Below are 17,107 nucleotides of genomic sequence, written 5' to 3' on the forward strand. Positions count from 1 at the left end.
GGGGCCGGCTCTCCTCATTGAACTACTTGAACCGGTCAAAGAAGGTTTTCGATTCCTGCGCCGAGAAATTGGGGTACCAGTGGCCGCCAGTCTCGGTGCCGCACCAGATCACCGGCTTGCCGCTGTCGCAGCCCTGGTACTCTACGCAGCCGTTGCTACCCAGCTGCACTGTGGCGGCGCCACAGCTATTGCGCTTAAGGAAAAGATCGCGCGCCTCCATCCCCGCGGTGTAAGGCACGACGTTATCGTCCTTGGCGTGAATGAACATGGCCGCCACCTTGTTGGAAGAACTGGCGCAGCCGCTCCAGAGCGAACCGGCCATGGGCACGATGGCCCGCACCACATCGCCCATCTGGCATCCGATGGCGTTGGACATCATTCCGCCGAAGCTGAAGCCGGTAGCGAAGACACGCCGGGTGTCGGTGCACGCGCCCTTCTGCACCTCGCTGATCATGGCGCGCAAGAAGCGGATATCGCGGTCGCCAGTGTTGGCCCACCCCTTATCCAGGCCTTGCGGGGCCACAAAGATGGCATTGTCGCCGTACAGGTTCTTCAGCCCGAAAAAGCCGCTCCAACCGTAGACATCGGCGGCGCTGCCATCGCGCCAGTGCAGCCCGATGATCACGGGATAGGCCTTGTTGCGGTCATAGGTGGCCGGCATCTCGATCCAGTAGCTGCGCTCGGTACCGTCGCTGGTGAGCGAGCGCAAGCCAGTGGTCAGGCTGGAACTGCCGCCGCAACCCGCAGTGCTCGTTGACGGCGGGGCGACGGGCGTCGAGGATGTTGATCCCAATGCCGGTGTTGGTGCGGTGCTGCTGGCGCCTGTTCCCCCTCCGCAAGCTACGACCGTGGTGAACAGTAACGCGGCCCAAACATATCTCATGTCTACTCCTTGTTTGCATTGAGACGTTTCATGCGCGCTAAGTCTAATGGCCACGATCGGGACCGTCATTTATGTTTTTCGCCAACAGCCGACATGTTTTTGAATTTCAGGCATCGTCGCCACCCGGCTTCCGCCCGCTGGCGGGGCCGGTGCGCTTTTTCACCTCGGCTTCGCGCAGGAACGGAACATCTTCCATGATCGGCTCAATGGCCCGGAATAGTTGATCGGCATCCCGGCCATACAGATGGAGGCAGACCTCACTGCCGTCTGGCGCAGCTTCCTTGCCGCCATATTCACCAGCCCCCGCCCTGGCCAGTGCATGCCGTATCCGGTCCTCCAGTTCAAGCACCCGGCTCAGGTCACGCGATCCGTACTGGAACCTGATGACCAGCGCCGGACCTGGGTGAGGCCCTGCGTGGGCAAGCAAAAGCGTGCCCGGATAGCTCATGCCGAGAAACCCGGCAAGCGAAGCGAAAACTTCCATGCTGTCTGCTCCTTGGTAAAATCAGGCAGCGGTCAATCGGCGCGGGCCGCGAAAGCCGCGGCCTTCGCCTGGCCCGGTTTCTGCCCGAGGTAAGGCAGCAAGCTGAGCAGGCCTAGAATCGCAAGCGCCACACCGACCCACAGCGGCGAGAGCAAGCCGTACCCGGCAGCGATGCCCGCTCCGCCGATCCAGGCACCGGCACTCAGGCCGATATTGATGACGGAGGTGTGCACCGTATTGACCAGCGGCCCGGGATGGGCGACGCGCATCACGCGCGCAATGATGGCCGGGTTCATCGACATGCCGACCAGCCCGATAACGACCAGCAAAGCCAGGCTGGCGCTCTGCCGGTGGGCAAAGACGGCGAACAGCGCCAGGGCGATGCTGAGGACCACCATGCCGCCGGCCAGGATGGGTATCGTGTGCCGGTCGGCGAAGCGCCCTACCACGCCATTGCCCACCACGTTGGCAATGCCGTACACGCCCAGCAGCCAGGGAATCGCGCTGGCAGGGAAGCCGCTGACCGTGGTCAGGATGGGCGCGAAATAGCTGAAGGCGGCGAAAATCGCGCTGATGACAAGGGCGCTGGTGGCATAAGCCGCCCACAGCTCGCGCTTGCGGAATTCGCCCAGTTCGCGGCCAAGGCTGATGTCCTCGGCCGGCCTGGAGCGTGGCACGAACAAAGCGACCAGCACCATGCACAGCAACGCCAGCACCACCACCAGCCAGAAGCTGGCCCGCCATCCCGCTTGCTGATCGATGAGCGTCGTGAGCGGCATGCCCAGCACCGACGACAGCATGAGGCCGCCGATCACGACTGCCGCGGCGCGTCCGCGCACCGGCGGGCTGACGGCTTCGGCGCAGATGGCCAGGGAGACCCCGAAACAGGCGGCGCCGGCCACGCCGGTGAGCAGCCGGGCAGTGGCCATGAGTTCATAGCTGGCAGCCGAAGCGGCAGCCGCTTGGGCAACGGCATACATGGCGAGCAGGCAAAGCAAGCCCTGTCTGTTCGGGACGCGCAGCTTCAGCATGCCGAAAGTGACCAGGGGTCCGCCGATCACCATGCCCAGGGCATACAGTGAGATCAGGTAGCCGATGCGCGCTACCGGCTCGCCCAAGGCGTGGGCCAGCGAGGGCATCATCCCCGCCACCATGAATTCAGAGGTGCTCAGCGAGAACACCGTCAATCCCAGAACATAGACAAGCAAAGGCATACAGATCTCCTGCAAAAGCCGGGCTCATGCCGGCATGAGCGGCAAAGGTGGGCGAACAGCACATGGACGGCAAACGCGGCGGGGCTCAGCCTGGCGGCGTCATGAACACGCTGTCCGGAATATCGCCGGCAAAGAAGTTGGGGAAGTCGCGCACCGAAAGATGCTGCGCGTCGTGGCCGGTAACCATGCGCAACAGGCGGTTGCCGCCGGCCTGGAGATAGAAGACCGACGGCGCCCGGCCGGCGTGCTCCACTACCCAGGCGTCGGCGGACTGGCCCAGCACGGCATGGCAGCCGTCATGGCGCGCCGCGCCGTCCAGCAGGATCGCCTGGGGCAGGAACAATTCCTGGAAGGGCGTTACCGTATCGGGCAGGGCCGCCTCGTACAGCCGGACGCCGGCCGCCACCGTTTCCCTGGCATACGCCACCTTCTGCTTGCGGCTCTGGCCGCACCCGGCATCGCCGATTTCCGACATCCAGAGCCGATGCCCGGTATCCCGTTCCGACCAGGGATTGAACAAGCCGTCGATGCGGCAGATGTTGCGGCCATAATCGAACCAGCAATAGCCGGAGGTGATCTGGTCTTCCTCCCGCATCGGCAGCCAGTACGAGATATAGGCACTGCTCCATTGCTGCGGCAGCAGCGGCGGTGTGGCGTGGACGGGCATCGGCGTCTCCTCAACGGCCCAGGGCGTAGCCCAGGGTGGCCATCAGCGCATCCTGCAGCGGCGGCAAGTCCTTGCGCCGGGCATCGAAGCTGGCGGTCAATTCCGCGTTGCTCAGTCCCATGCGTTCAGCCACGCTTTCAAACCACAGGCGGCTGCTGTTGGCATGCTCCTTGAACAGATGCGCCACAGGCAGCGCGCGGGCGTTGAAGTTGGCCAGGGCGGCCGCCGGATCGGTGTCGGCGTTGAGGGTTTTCACCAGCAGCAGGGCCAGCACCACCGCCATGGTCGTGCCGTGGCCGATCGAGAAGTGGCCCGATTGCAGCGCATCGCCGATCAGGACAAACTTGCCCTCGCAGGCGCGGTCGTGGCTGAGGGTCATGAAATTGCGCCAGCCCTGGCCGGGCTGGCTGACCAGGGCGTGGCCGCCCAGTTCGGCCTCGAACACCTTGGCGACATAGGCGGCGGCATCGCGCTCGGAGCGCATTTCCAGCTCGGCCCGGGCGTACGCCTGTTCATCGCATTCGACCACGAACGTGCTCATCGTGTCCGAATACCGGTAGGCATGGCCGATGAACATGCCTTGCGCATTGCCGCGGAACACCAGGTTCATCTGTTCGAACAGCTGGGTGGTGCCGTACCAGATGTATTTATTGCGCCCGAAGTCGATCTGCGGCGCCAGCGACGGCGGCAGCTCCAGCGTTTTGTGATTGACGCCATTGGCGACCACCACCAGGTCGTACTCGGCTTCGAGCTGCGCCTGGCTGGCCGGCGCCGTTTCGTAGCTGATGGCGATGCCGGCCGCCACGCATTTGGCGCGCAGCGCCTGCACCAGCGCGCGCCGCTCCACGCCGCACAGGGTGACGCCAGTGCTCATCAGATTGGGCTGGTCGTGGTGCACCAGCTTGAATTCTTCCAGGTACTGCGGCTTGAGCCGCTCCGGCTGCTCCAGGTAGGACAAGGGATTGGCAGGATGGCGCGGCGGCCGTCCCGGCAGCACCACGCCCCAGCCCAGCACTTCTTCCTCGGTGTTCCTTTCCACGACACGGATGTCCCAGCCTGGCTGGGCTTGTTTCATTTGGCTGGCAAAGATCAATCCTGCCGGGCCGGCGCCGATAACGAGAATCTTCATTAATTTACCCTTCCAAGTTTGTACCACACGTTTTGCTTCTTCTGGATTTGCTGCAGTTCGGCGTAAGGAACCGATGTGAAATACAGTTTCTCGGCCATGTCAGGTGGATAGACCCGCGGGAATTTCTGGTGCATATAGCGGGTGTAGCGCGCCTGCAGGAAGAAAAGAAAGTTCGGATTGCTCAGCACCTCGTAGTTGGCGATCGCCATCTCCTGCATGGCGTCGGCCTGCACCTTGCGCTGGCGGGTGAACTCGGGCAAGGCCAGCTCCAGGGCATTGCCATGCTTTTCGAGCAAGCCGACGAAGACCTGCACATCTTCCAGCGCCATATTCATGCCCTGCCCGAGGAAGGGCGCGGTGGCGTGGGCCGAGTCGCCGATCAACAGCACATTGCCCTTGTAGTGGAAGGCGCTGGAGCGGACGTTGATGAGGTCATTGCTGGGCAGCGCGAGGAACTGTTCCACCAGTTCCTCGCGGCTGGCCGGCGGCAGCTTGCCAAAGTAGCGGCCGAAAAAGCCGCGCATGACGTCGCGGTCTTGCGTGTGCAGGCTGGGCGCGCCGGTATATGGCAGGCAGATTGCGAAGCTGATGCTGCCGTCCGGGATGACGGCGGCGCGGCCGGCAAATTCGCCCCGCGAATCCATGCCGAAAAAGTACAGCAGGTCCTTTCGGAAGCCGAGCGCTTCCGCATTCGGCAGCACCATGGTCTTGTAGCCATGGCGGAAAAAACTCTGCTTGAATTCGAAACGCCGCATGCTGCTCTGCATGGCGCGCCGCACCGCCGAGTGCGCGCCGTCGGCACCGATGACCAGGTCGCCATGCAGCTGCTGCACGGCGCCGTCCGGCCCCTGGACCAGCACGATCTTGCGCTCCAGGTCGACATCCAGGCATTTATGCTCGAACGAATATTTCACCTGGTGCCGGGCCGCGTACTGGTTGAGCAGGCGCTGGAAGGCATTGCGGTTCAGCGACAGCGGCAACACGCCTTCCAGCGGGTGCAGCTCGCGCACCTTGTATTGGCCGCGGATGGAAAACGCCATGCCGACCACGGGCTCGCCGCACTGGCCCAGCTCCTGCATGCTGATGCCGGCCCCCAGCACTGCCTTGATGCCGCGCACGGTCATGCTGACGCCGATGGCGCGTGAGCTGACGGGATCGGCATTGGCCAGCGGTTCCTGCATCGGATCGGCGCGCTTTTCGACCACATGGACATCGTGTCCGCGCTGCGCCAGATAGATGGCGGCCAGGCTGCCTGCCAGGCCGCCGCCGACGATGATAATTTTATGCATATCAAGCCTCTCTAGACATCGTTCCCCGGGATAAGTCGGTCAATTGCTGATTAAAAAACTCTAGCATCTCGATCGGCGCCAGGCCGACCACGCCGGCGTCCAGGCCGCGCGCATAGCGGGCCAGCGCCAGGCATTTCTGCGCCAGCTGAGCGCACCCCTCGCTGTAGTCGACGCTGACCGTGGCGGCGGGCGGCACCGGCAGCGGTGGGCCGGCGTTGCGCCCCGGCAGGCCGGACGGCATATTCATCAGCGCCGCCGACAGGGGTCGCAGCACGCCGGTCATGATGTCGATCGAGGCGTTCATCAGGCGTGAGCGGCGCAGGCTACCTGCGGGCTTTTGCGCGAAATGGTGGGCCATCAACAGGAAGGTCAATTCGTAGCCGCCCTGGTACAGCCGCATCAGGGCAAGCGCTTTGCCATCGCTTACCCGGCAGCCCTCCGCGCCCGCATCGGGCAACGGATTTTTCAGCGCCGGCAAGGCCGGCTCGAAGGGCTTGCCGCGCGCCGCAAACCGGCCGGCCAGGGCGCGCAGCCGGTTGAAGTGTGAGCTCTCGAAATGCGGCGAATCGAGCGCCACGCCCTCCCCCTGTCCTGTGACGAAGTCGATCGCGAACAGCGCGCTGTCGCGGTCGCTCACCTCGAGCTGATAGGCGGGATAGGCGCGGTTGGTCAGCTCCTTCAGGAACAAGTGGTGTTCGCCGCCGCTCTTGCCGCTGCCGGCCGCGAACAGCTGCGGCAGGTCGGCGAGGGCGCGCCGGATCGCCGCGTAGAAGGTGGCCACCGATTTGCCCGGGGTCGGCAGGTAATCGGGCCACTCGAAGCGCACGAAGCGGGCCAGCACATGCTCGGAAAAGGGCTCGAACGCAAACTCCGTGTCCAGGCCAAAGCGCTGGCGCGCCTGCTCGCCCAGTAGCGGACGGCCGGCGTAGAACGGCTCGCCGAGCGCCATCAGCACGTTATTGACCACCAGGTAGTGAATCATTTCCTCGTGGGCGATTTCCAGCAGGGTGCCGCGCGCGCCGCTGTTGCGGCGCCGGTCCGCCCCGCCGCAAGCCAGCTCCAGCTCGCCGGCCTGCCAGCGGCCTTCCGCGACCAGCTGCACGCCTTGCTCATAGTTGGGGATGGAATAGGCGGCATACAGGTACTGCAGCATGAGCGACAACTCGAGGTCGATGGCCTTCTTCAGCTCCTCGACCAGCTCGGCCTTGCTGCCGATGGCCGGCGCGGGCCCGGGCGGTGCCGCTTGACCGCTTTTCGCGCCCGCTTCAACCTGGGTCAGGTATTTCAGGAAAAGGCGTGCTTTCGGCAGCGACAGTTCGCGCGTGCTCGGCATGTAATAGCTCTTGTCGCGGTTTTGCGGATCGCACATCTGCCACATCAGGCGCGCATAGGTTTCGCATTTGCACTGGTCCGCCAGGCTGAACACCTTGTCCGCCATGAAGGGATAGATCAGCTCGTAATAGCTCATCACATGCCGGTAGAGGAAGGCGTAGTCGACCTGTCCAGCCGGGACTTCGTCCAGATGCCAATCGTCCGGCAGCACGCGTACGCCAATGTGCTGGCGTTCCAGGCCATCGCCAAGCACGATGCGGGTGACGCCGGGAACGCGCCCCGTGACGCGCAGCTCGGCATAGCCACAGCCGCGCGCCGAAGCTTGCAGATCAAGGGCCAGCATCGCACCGTCTTCGGCCCGTGGCGCCAGGGCCGGATGGTCCGCCAGGACGCCGCGGAAACGGCTTTGCAGCGTGATCGTCTGCGGATAGTCCAGTCCTTTCGCGCGGTTGGGCGCCTCCAGGTACAGCTGATTGCTGTCGGACTGCAGCACCCAGTCCGCTTCCTCCCATTGCCCCAGCGCGCTGCCCAGGCGCAGCCCACCTTCGGCCACGCCAGCGTGCAGCAGCGGCACGTCGACCACCCCATGATGGCGCCAGTAATCGAGATACAGCGCCTCCGGGATGCGGGCAAGCAGCCTGCCCGCGCCATCCTCCAGCCGCAGGTCGCCCAGCGCCTGCTGGCCGCCCAGCGCATGCGTCGGGTGCTGCTCTGAAACGGCGCTGGCCGCGCGGGTGGTAAACGGAATCGCGGTCGGCATGTTCAGCGACACCCGGTCCGCGTCCAGTTTCACCAGCACCGGCCCCAGGCTGCCCTGGCGCGGCAGCAGCAGGCGGCCCGCCGGATAGGTGGCCAGTTCATCACGGCGCCACAGCCCAATGGTGCCGGCCAGGTCGTAGAACACCGGCGAATCGGGTTTCAGCGGCGTCGACATATTGAACAGGGCGTACTGGACCGTCAATCCCAGCACATCCTCCTCGGCCAAGGCTTCCTGCAAGGCGCACAGGCTGGCCGGTAGCGGCACCTCGGGGTTGAACAGGAAATGCGGCGCCTGCTTGGCAAGGGAAAACTGGAACAGCCGCGCGCGGCCGAATTCCTCGTCCAGAAAATGGCCGCTGCGCTCGGTAATGTGGCCGCTTCCCAGCCAACGCACCGAGTGCGCCTGCCCGATCGCGGCACTGAACAGGCTGGCGGTGTTGGGCCCGGCCTGCTCGCCGCTCAGCGTGAACTGCCCGGCGTAAATCAGCGTGGTATCGGGCTGGGCCGGATTGTTGTCCACCCAACGTGCGCGGTTGAACGTGGTGCGCAGATAGTCATTGTAATGGCCCCACAGGGCCAGCCTGGCGCCGACCAGGGCATCGCCGGTATCGACGCCGCCCTCCCCGAGCTGGACGCCGGTGATCCGGGTGTTTTCCCAGGAAAAGTGATTATTGCCGCAGGAATTGTAGCCGGCGGCCTGGCTGAAGATACCCTCCGGATCGGGCTTGCCGGCGGCATCGAAGCGCGGCTGCAACTGCTTCAGGTGCGCATGAAATTCCGACGGCGCCCGGCTCAGGTCGAAGGGCTGGCCCGCCATCGATACCACGTTGGTGGCCATATCGATATGCCCGTGCGTGTTGCGGTTTGCCGTGGGCACGTTGGCGCGGGCAAAGCCGCGGAAATGCAAACGGGGGAAATCCAGAATGCTCATGCGCTCTCCGCAACCGGGGTGTCGAGCGTATCGTCACCACTTGCCTCTTCGGGCAGCCAATTGCAGCGCTCCTGCAAGAGCTGGCAGGCCTGGTGCGCGCTGATCAGGCTGCCCTCCATCCAGCCGCAGTGCGAGGTATACGCGTCCGAGCAGGCGATGATGCCGCTCGGATGCACGAGGGCGGCCGGATGCTTGGCTTCAGGTTCCAGGTAGAACTCGACGCCATGCGGCCAATGCTTGTAGAAGTGCGATTGGATCGGCGGCAGCGCCCTGCCCTTGAGCGGCAGGGCCTCCTCCAGATGCCGCCGCACGCGCTCCAGGTAAATTTCTTCGCCCTGCTCCACGCTGTCCTGCCAATAGAGGGCGCTTTGGCTGTCGGTATAGAACAGCAGGTATTTATCGCTCTTGAAGTAGATCTTGCGCAGGGGATTATTCGCCATCAGCATCTTGTCGCCCAGCCCCAGGCACTCGAACCAGCGTTTCTCGAACGTCAGGAAGCCCTTGAACAAAGGCAGGGAATCGTACTTGAACGTGCTCCAGGCGGCCGGGAAGTCCAGGTTCAGGCCCGCCATGGCGGAGGGCGGCATGGCCAGGATCACATGGCGCGCACGCTGCATCTCGATCTCGCCATGATGGCTGAAAGCCAGCAGATGATCGGCGCCGGACTTTTCCAGCGACAGCAAGCGGTGTTCGAGGCGAAACTCCACACCAGCGGCCTGGGCCTGGCGCTGCAACTGGCGCAGCAGCTCTCCATAGCCATCCGGGGCATAGCGCCATTCGTTGCCGGCGTTTTCGGTGCAGTTTTGCGTTTCCGGATGCTTCTTGATGATGTCATACGCCATGGCAGCCGTGACGATCGGCAGTTGCAGCGCATCGTAGCCGGTGGCCTTGAGGATCCGGAGCGCTTCGGCAGCGCCCAGATAATGGCTGACGAATTCAAGGAAGGATTCCTGCGGATGCTCTTTCACCATGGGCTGCAAGCTCAGCAGGGTCTCCTTCAACTCTTGCTGCTCGCGCTCCTGGGACGCCACTTCCGTGAACGGGTAGACCGCGTGCGCCAGCCCGCTGTCGTGCATGAGCTCCTGGAAATGCGGATGGAGCTGCGGCGAATAGCGGGCAGCGCCGAGTTCGGCGACCTCCTCGTCGATTTTGCGCGACTGGATGCGGCCACCCACGAAGCCATTCAGGTCGAACACCCGGATGCGCATCTGCTGGCCAAGGCCGGCGTTGATCAAACGGGTCGCGCAGGTCAATCCACCAATACCGGCGCCAACAATGCAAATGTCGGAATAGTTTGTCATTTAGAAATCCTTTTAGCTAGTCAAGACCGTTAACCAAACTGGCCACGCCGCATTCCGACAGTGGGAGAGGCGCGCACGAACCCGCCCGCCGCTGGCGTGAATCAAGAATGGTTGACTTTAGGTAAAGCTTTTCGGTTGCTCGGACCAGGGGTCCGTCTTGCGGGGCAAAGCGAGTACTGCTCACTGACTGCAAATTCACCAAAGCGTAACGGCGCCCCCGTTCCGGCATTAGAAAAATGCCGCTGGCAGCGATTGCCGCGGGGTCTTACTTACTTGCAACTATGACATTGCGGTGCCCAGTTCCCTCAGCACTCGTAGCTCTGAGCGGGTAATTGATCTGGATCAAATTTGTCTAGACAATATCCGATGTCCAAGCCTCGGATTTGATAAAAATCAAACGAATTACTGAATGATCCACTTATCAATAAATGCAGGGTGAAAACCGAATTTCATTCATCCGACAGCGATTTCAAGAACATTTCCACCGGGCGCCCGCGCGGCAGTTGGCGTTTCGGGCGCGCATGGTGATCGCGCACGAATGATCTTGATTGGCCGGTGCCCTCAGGCCGCTTTCGTTCGGCCGGCAGAAACAAAAAAAGCCCCTGGGAGTCAGGGGCTTGGCTTGGTGGATGAACTGGGTGCAACTGCGAGAACAGAGCGCGCTTCAGGTCACTTCTCGAGGAGGTCGACGCCCAAGGGGCCAAGGCGCAGCACGCCTGGCCAGCGATTTCCGGTGAGCACACCGTTCATGGCGCCACCAAGCACCACGTCCTTGGTCTCGCCCGTAGTGTTGACGTAGAGCGTACGGCCAGCCACAACGCGCGCGTAAACCCCATCGGGCGTCTGCGGCCCCGGTGCAATGCCCAGGCTCGCGTAAAGCTGGCGGTACAACGGGCGCATGAGCTGCGGATGCGCAGCCGTGGCGACGTAGATGGCGCGTCCCTGGCCGTAGCGGTTGAGCGTGATGGCGGGCGTCTTGCCGTCAACATTGTCAAAACGTGCCAGCACTTCGGCCGTGGAAGGTTCCAGCACCTCGTAGGTCCCCAGTTCGGCCTTGATTTCTGCACCAGCAACCGTGGTCTGCAATGTGCCTGCGTTGTAGAACGCGTTGGTACGCAGGCCAAACACGTCGGACAGGCCGCCTGGCAGCGGAGTGTCGTGCCACTGATTGTTGTCATTCACCTTGGCCGACTGCGCGGTCATGATGACAGTGCCGCCGGCGGCGACGAACTCGCGCAACCTGGCGGTCGATGCCGCGTCGAGCAGATACAGGCCGGGCACGATCACCAGCTTGTAGCGTCTCAGGTCCTCGTGGCCGATGTGAATGATGGCCACGTCGATATTGTCCTTGAACAGCGGCTCGTAAGCGTTATGTGCCTGCTTCATGTAACCCGGGTTGAGGTAAGGGCGCACCGTGTTGTTCATGCCCTCCTTCGGCAAGTTGGTGGCGATCATATTGTCAAACGCGTAGGCGATCGCGACCTCGGATTGCTGGAGGCGGGGGAAGCCCAGCTTTTCCAATTGGCTGAACTCCTTCGCGATGGTAGCAAACTCATCGAGCTTCCATGAGGGCCGGTCATCGTGGTCGACCAGGCCGAACAAAGCCTGCTCCTCGCCGCCGTGGTGGCTGTGCCACGTCCATGGCATCACCGCCTGCGCGCCCATCAGCAGGCCAAAGTGCGCCCACATCCGGGAGCGCCCCGGGGTGCCATAATATCCCGGGCCGCCAGCAGTGAATTCGTTGAACCAGATCGGAGCCTTCATGCCGGCACGCATCATCGTCGCTTCGAAGCCGGCGCCCAGCGGATCGCCAGGGTAGAAGCCCATCGCGCCGTAGCTCACATAATTGCGGTACGTGGCCAAATAGTCGAAGCCCTTGCGCCCTGCGCTGTCCCATAGGTTGGAGATGGCGGGCTTGTCCGGCACATTTTTCTTGCGTACCGCTTCGAGCAGCTCCAGCACTTCAACAGTCTGGTCGGACCAGAAACGACGCATGTCGAGGTAGCGCTCGTAGGGACCAGCGCCTTCGATATACGGCAGGCGCACCTCATCCCAGTTACTGAGGTGGCGCGACCAGCGCTGCGCAGCCCAGGCCTTGTTCAAGGCGGCCAGGCTACCGTACTTGCGTTTGAGCCAGCGGATGAAGCGCTTGCGGTCAGCCTCGGAGTACGACACCATGCCATTGCCGCTTTCGTTGTTGTAGCCGATGGCGAACAGCGCCGGGTGCTTCGCATAGCGCCTGGTCATGGTGTCGGCCAGGCGTAACAGCAGGCGCCGGTAGTCGGGGTCGCTGGTATCGTCCATGTAACGCTCGACCGGATCGAGCCGCGCACCGCGCTCGGTGACGATGCCGACGCCGGGATACTTCTTGTGCAGCCATACCGGCGCCGGCTGTCCCGGGATATCCATGATGACCTTCAGGCCGGCGGCCTGCATCCGGTCCATGATCCAGTCGAACAGCCTGAAGTCGAATTTCCCCTCGGCTGGCTCGAAGGCATCCCAGGCCAGGTCGCCCATGCGCACCACTTTCATCCCAGCCTGCTTCATGCGCTGGATGTCGCGCTCAATCTGATCGCGGTCCCTACGGTCGAAGGGTTGGTAGTTGGTGCCGACAAATAGCTGTCCGGCGCCAGGCCATCCGGGATGGCCTTCCGCAGATTGCGCCCAAACATCGGCATTGGAGAAGGAGGCTAGCGCCAGCGTGCACGCGGCAGCGATTGAATTGAATTTCATGACTGTGCGGGGTGCATTCGGAATTTTTAGCCTCGCATTCTGCGAGCATCCGCATCGCACTGCAATTGCGAAAATGGTCAACGCATTCAATGAAATTCAACAACTGGAAAAACGGGGGCACATTGCCGAGCGTGGCCGCGGGATGGATCAATCCATTGTGCGAGCGGTGCCAGAGGCGAGGCGATTGCGAAAGTTACCAAGCTGGCCAACGAAATTTCGTACTCTGAACTCCAGTGCCCTGGTATCGCTTGTCCATGCAACCGTTTGCCTCTAACCTGTCTCCATCCCTACAAGTTCTTAACATCCGGAGACCGAATGCCGAATCGCCGCGCCACATTGCTGGCCTTTGCCGTGCCACTGCTCACCTCGTGCATCCCACTCTCGGCTGTCCACGCCGAGGATTCCACCCTACAGTTAACCAGCGTTCCGGGGCCATTCCGCGCGGACGCAGCAACGTTCAAAACTTACCAGGCTCCCGACTGGTTCCGCGACGCGAAGTTCGGCATTTGGTCGCACTGGGGGCCACAATCCGTGCCGCGCGCGGGCGACTGGTATGCGCGCAATATGTACATCTACGGGACCGATCAGTACAAACACCATCTTGAACACTATGGGCATCCGTCCAAGTCCGGCTACAAGGACATCATCCCCCTCTGGAAAGCGGAGAAATTCGATCCAGATGCCTTGATGGCCCTGTACAAGAAGGCAGGTGCGCGCTATTTCGTCAGCATGGGCGTCCATCACGACAACTTCGATTTGTGGGACTCGCGCTTTCATGAATGGAACGCAGTCAAGATGGGGCCGAAGCGCGACATCGTCGGCGACTGGAAGAAAGCCGCGTTGAAGGCTGGCCTGCGCTTTGGCGTATCGGAACACCTGGGCGCAAGCTACAGCTGGTTCGCACCAAGCCATGGCTACGACCAGGCCTGGCCCATGCTGGGTGTGCCATATGACGGCGCCGATCCAAAATACACATCGCTCTATCACCGCCCGACCGACCAGCCCTACCGCAATTCAAGCACCTGGTACACCACCGATGCCCGCTTCCAGCAGGAGTGGTTCAACCGCATCACCGACCTGGTGACGCGCTACCAGCCCGACCTGCTCTATTCCGATGGCGGCATTCCCTTCGATAAAGTGGGCCGCACCCTGGTGGCCAACTTCTACAATGCCAACGCCGCCAAGCACGGCGGCAAGCTGGAAGCGGTGTACAACCACAAGGATATCGGCTCGGGCGAATTCATCCGCGAAGCCGGCGTGCAGGACGTGGAGCGCGGCGTCATGGACGGCATCAATCCCCGTCCCTGGCAGACCGACACCTCGATCGGCGACTGGTTCTACAGCGAAGGCTATAAATACAAGAGCACCAGCGAGGTGGTGCATATGCTGGCCGATATCGTCAGCAAGAACGGCAACCTGCTGCTGAACGTGGTGCAGTACCCGGACGGCAGCTTGCCGCCCGAGCCGATGCGTTTCCTGAAGGAGATGGCAGAGTGGATGGCGGTCAATGGCGATGCGATCTATGGGACTCGCCCCTGGAAAGTCTTTGGCGAAGGGCCGACCAAGGCGTCGTCCGGCCATTTCAATGAGAACGCCGCCTATACACCGCAGGATATCCGCTTTACCGCCAAGGATGGAGCTCTATACGCCATCACCCTTGGCACGCCCGGAACCGAGGTGCGCGTCCAATCGCTGGGCCGGAAGGCCGGATTGGAGCCGCGGCCAATAAAGACTGTCACCCTGTTGGGCAGTCCAGCCCCGCTGTCCTGGGAACTGTCTGACGAGGCCTTGACAATCCGCCTGCCTGCCGGCCGGCTGGACACAATGGCAGCCAGCTTCCGCGTCACCTTCCAATAGCGTGTAAATCTCTTCAACTTTCTGCACATTCAAGGATTTGCAAGCGCGAATGCGACACCCCGTCCCGGCTTCCGCGTAGGCTGGGCTGGACCGGCCGAACGGTCTGTCATTCCAACAATCGCAGTTCAATAAATTCTCTTGGAGCCAAAGGATGAAGAAGCAAACTCTCGCCCTCGCCTGCCTCATGGCCGGCCTGGTGGCGGCCTGTGGAGGCGGCAGCAGTCCGTCTACCCAGTCGCCTGCTTTCGCCGCCACTGTCACCGCCAGCACCAGCGCCAGCACCAGCACTACCACGGCAACAGGCACGCGCTGGATGAACGTGAAGTACGGCGGCAGCGGCTATGTACCCGGGCTGGTCTTTCACCCCACCAGCCCCAACGTGCTGTACGCGCGTACTGACATGGGCGGCAGCTACCGCTGGGATGCGGCAACCTCAGCCTGGACCCCGATCACCGACGGCTTCGGGATCAGGGAAGAGTTTTTCAACGGTGCGGAAAGCATCGCACTGGACGCCAACGACGACAAGCGCGTGTACCTGGTCACGGGAATGTATGACTGGGCCGGTACCAATGGCCGCCTGTATATTTCAACGGATCGCGGCGATAACTGGACCCACGTCGATCTCCCCTTCCGCGTCGGGTCCAACGACCCGGGCCGCGCCATCGGCGAACGCCTGATGGTCGATCCGAACCAGTCCGCCGTCCTGTATTACGGTTCGCGCACTGCCGGTCTCTGGAAGAGCGCGGACTATGGCCAGACCTGGGCGCAAGTCAGCGCGCTGTCGTCGTTCCAGTATCCCGCCGAGCAGATCCCCTCGCTGCCCGGACGCACCTCGGCCGGCATCGAAGCAGTGTTGTTCGACACCTCGAGCACCGGCGCAGGCACTGCCACGCAGGGTCTTTACGCTGCCGTCGGTCCCGATTATGCAACTGCGGCAGGCCTGGCCTTCAACCTGTACAAGTCGAACGACGGCGGCGCAAGCTGGACGGGTGTACCCACCCCGGTGACCGGATACCACATCCCGCACATGGCCCGTGCCAAAGACGGCATGATCTATGTCGCGTTCACCCGCGATATGGGCCCAGGCGCTGGCGGTCCGGCAAAGCTTTACAAGTTCGACGGCAGCAACTGGACCCTGTTGAAAAACTACGATACGCAACAGTGGGTCAACTTCGGCATGGGCGGCCTGTCAGTCTCCGGCTCGGGACCGGCCACCCGGATTGCGCTCGGCGTCACGAATTCCTGGGGCAACTGGCAGGGCCAGCCTATCGTCCAGCTCTCGGACGACGCGGGCCTGACCTGGCGTGAAATCGCTTCGATGACGCCTCATACCCCGGCTGACGTCGACTTTTCCGGCTGGGTGGACGATGTCGAAATCGACCCGCACAACCCAGACCGCATCCTGCACGTATTCGGCGGCGGGGTCTGGGAAACCAGGAACGCTTCAGCAGCCTCGCCCAGCTGGAATCTCGCGGTCACCGGCCTCGAAGAAACCGCCACGCTTGCCCTGATGACGCCACCAAAGGGGGCCAGCTACACCCTGCTGAGAAGTTCGGGCGATATCGGCATGCACGTCCAGACCGAACTCCTGAAAACGCCAACGCGCGGCCCCCGCGGATGGTTCGGCAATGGCAACAGCGCCGACATGGCGTGGTCTGCCCCCGCTTACATCGCTGCGATCGGCACGCCGGTGTGGAACACGCCGAACGTCGCCGGCGCATACTCCACCGACTCCGGCGTGACCTGGACGGCATTTGCCGCCAACCACCCGGATGCCCTGGCCAACCAGGGTGGCGAATCGAACATCGCCGTGACCATGCCAGGGAACATTGTCTGGGCGCCTGCCAACTCGCGGCCCGCCTACACCACCAATAACGGCGCCAGCTGGGCCTATACCAACCTGCCAGCCCTCAGTGCGGTGGGTATCAACCGCGGCTACCGCATCGTTGCCGACCGCAAGAATCCACTCAAGGTGTACGCCTTCAACTCGGGCGGCGCATGGTGGAACCAGTGGTCCGATACTGCGCACTTCTGGTACTCCATCGACGGCGGCCACACCTTCACCGAGAGCACCGCCTTCACTGCTGCCGGAGCGCGGGTTGCAGATTTCTCGCACTCTTCGGTCGCCGTCAACCCGAATGCCGAGGGCGACATCTGGGTGGCTGATGGCTTCAGCCTCCTCCACTCGACCGATTCGGGCGTGACCTGGACCAGGCTGCAGGCCACGGCGCCCGACTGGGGCAGCCAGCCGGCGTGGATGTACCCGGAAGTATACGGTGCAACTTCGATCGCGCTGGGCAAGGCGACCGCCGGCGCCACTTATTCCTCGACCATCTACATCGTTGGCACCATCAGCAACGTATGGGGCGTGCATCGTTCCGACGATGGCGGCGTGACCTGGCGCCGTATCAACGACGACAAGCACCAATACGCGGGCCTCGGCAACCTCGCAGCCGACCAGTCCGTGCCGGGACGCGTGTTTGCCAGCGCCGCAGGCCGTGGCGTCGTGTTCAGCTATTGAAAAAGGG

11 protein-coding genes are annotated in these 17,107 nt (G+C 62.9%); 2 read left to right on the forward strand and 9 right to left on the reverse strand.

Translation table 11 applies throughout. From position 1 onward, the window contains the following. Nucleotides 1-22 precede the first annotated feature (22 nt). From ACN9MW_RS18075 to ACN9MW_RS18115, 9 genes are all read right to left on the reverse strand, one after another. The gene (locus ACN9MW_RS18075) at nt 23-883 is read right to left on the reverse strand and encodes an alpha/beta hydrolase family esterase (protein ID WP_426161838.1); all 861 of its coding nucleotides are present in this window, start codon (nt 881-883) and stop codon (nt 23-25) included. Between the two features lie 106 nt (nt 884-989). After that, a complete protein-coding gene (locus ACN9MW_RS18080) occupies nt 990-1,367 on the reverse strand; it encodes a hypothetical protein (RefSeq protein ID WP_426161839.1) in 378 nt (125 codons plus the stop codon). Nucleotides 1,368-1,399: 32 nt separating this feature from the next. Beyond that, the gene (locus ACN9MW_RS18085; protein WP_426161840.1) at nt 1,400-2,581 is read right to left on the reverse strand and encodes an MFS transporter; all 1,182 of its coding nucleotides are present in this window, start codon (nt 2,579-2,581) and stop codon (nt 1,400-1,402) included. An 85-nt stretch (nt 2,582-2,666) separates the two neighbouring features. After that, nucleotides 2,667-3,248 (reverse strand): violacein biosynthesis enzyme VioE, encoded by a 582-nt coding sequence (vioE, locus tag ACN9MW_RS18090; RefSeq protein ID WP_426161842.1) that lies wholly within the window; start codon nt 3,246-3,248, stop codon nt 2,667-2,669. 10 nt (nt 3,249-3,258) lie between these two features. Beyond that, nucleotides 3,259-4,377 carry a tryptophan hydroxylase gene (locus ACN9MW_RS18095; RefSeq protein WP_426161843.1) on the reverse strand — a complete coding sequence of 373 codons (1,119 nt, stop codon included), beginning with the start codon at nt 4,375-4,377 and terminating at the stop codon, nt 3,259-3,261. After that, on the reverse strand, nt 4,377-5,666 hold the full coding sequence (locus tag ACN9MW_RS18100; RefSeq protein ID WP_426161844.1) for an FAD-dependent oxidoreductase: 1,290 nt from the start codon (nt 5,664-5,666) through the stop codon (nt 4,377-4,379). The genes ACN9MW_RS18095 and ACN9MW_RS18100 overlap by 1 nt, the downstream gene beginning before the upstream one ends. Nucleotide 5,667: 1 nt before the next feature. Next, nucleotides 5,668-8,688, reverse strand: coding sequence for an iminophenyl-pyruvate dimer synthase VioB (vioB, locus tag ACN9MW_RS18105; protein ID WP_426161845.1), 3,021 nt, complete (start codon nt 8,686-8,688; stop codon nt 5,668-5,670). Then, nucleotides 8,685-9,989 carry a flavin monoamine oxidase family protein gene (locus ACN9MW_RS18110; protein WP_426161846.1) on the reverse strand — a complete coding sequence of 435 codons (1,305 nt, stop codon included), beginning with the start codon at nt 9,987-9,989 and terminating at the stop codon, nt 8,685-8,687. Before ACN9MW_RS18110 ends, vioB begins: the two co-directional genes overlap by 4 nt. Before the next feature lie 669 nt (nt 9,990-10,658). Next, nucleotides 10,659-12,722 (reverse strand): beta-galactosidase, encoded by a 2,064-nt coding sequence (locus ACN9MW_RS18115; protein ID WP_426161847.1) that lies wholly within the window; start codon nt 12,720-12,722, stop codon nt 10,659-10,661. 315 nt (nt 12,723-13,037) lie between these two features. Here ACN9MW_RS18115 and ACN9MW_RS18120 point away from each other — a divergent pair, with 315 nt between their 5' ends. Together ACN9MW_RS18120 and ACN9MW_RS18125 are read left to right on the forward strand one after the other, a co-directional pair. Then, the gene (locus ACN9MW_RS18120; protein WP_426161849.1) at nt 13,038-14,579 is read left to right on the forward strand and encodes an alpha-L-fucosidase; all 1,542 of its coding nucleotides are present in this window, start codon (nt 13,038-13,040) and stop codon (nt 14,577-14,579) included. Nucleotides 14,580-14,730: 151 nt separating this feature from the next. Further along, nucleotides 14,731-17,100: a dockerin gene (locus tag ACN9MW_RS18125; protein WP_426161850.1), complete on the forward strand. Its 2,370-nt coding sequence runs from the start codon at nt 14,731-14,733 to the stop codon at nt 17,098-17,100. Nucleotides 17,101-17,107 lie beyond the last annotated feature (7 nt).

The organism is Pseudoduganella sp. R-34, from assembly GCF_049904655.1.
Taxonomy (GTDB): Bacteria; Pseudomonadota; Gammaproteobacteria; order Burkholderiales; family Burkholderiaceae_D; genus Rugamonas.

What these genes read in the sequence shown, in the direction of transcription:
- ACN9MW_RS18110 (WP_426161846.1), bottom strand. Translation starts at nt 9,989, where the DNA reads ATGACAAACTATTCCGACATTTGCATTGTTGGCGCCGGTATTGGTGGA.
- vioB (WP_426161845.1), bottom strand. Translation starts at nt 8,688, where the DNA reads ATGAGCATTCTGGATTTCCCCCGTTTGCATTTCCGCGGCTTTGCCCGC.
- ACN9MW_RS18085 (WP_426161840.1), bottom strand. Translation starts at nt 2,581, where the DNA reads ATGCCTTTGCTTGTCTATGTTCTGGGATTGACGGTGTTCTCGCTGAGC.
- ACN9MW_RS18075 (WP_426161838.1), bottom strand. Translation starts at nt 883, where the DNA reads ATGAGATATGTTTGGGCCGCGTTACTGTTCACCACGGTCGTAGCTTGC.
- vioE (WP_426161842.1), bottom strand. Translation starts at nt 3,248, where the DNA reads ATGCCCGTCCACGCCACACCGCCGCTGCTGCCGCAGCAATGGAGCAGT.
- ACN9MW_RS18120 (WP_426161849.1), top strand. Translation starts at nt 13,038, where the DNA reads ATGCCGAATCGCCGCGCCACATTGCTGGCCTTTGCCGTGCCACTGCTC.
- ACN9MW_RS18115 (WP_426161847.1), bottom strand. Translation starts at nt 12,722, where the DNA reads ATGAAATTCAATTCAATCGCTGCCGCGTGCACGCTGGCGCTAGCCTCC.
- ACN9MW_RS18080 (WP_426161839.1), bottom strand. Translation starts at nt 1,367, where the DNA reads ATGGAAGTTTTCGCTTCGCTTGCCGGGTTTCTCGGCATGAGCTATCCG.
- ACN9MW_RS18095 (WP_426161843.1), bottom strand. Translation starts at nt 4,377, where the DNA reads ATGAAGATTCTCGTTATCGGCGCCGGCCCGGCAGGATTGATCTTTGCC.
- ACN9MW_RS18125 (WP_426161850.1), top strand. Translation starts at nt 14,731, where the DNA reads ATGAAGAAGCAAACTCTCGCCCTCGCCTGCCTCATGGCCGGCCTGGTG.
- ACN9MW_RS18100 (WP_426161844.1), bottom strand. Translation starts at nt 5,666, where the DNA reads ATGCATAAAATTATCATCGTCGGCGGCGGCCTGGCAGGCAGCCTGGCC.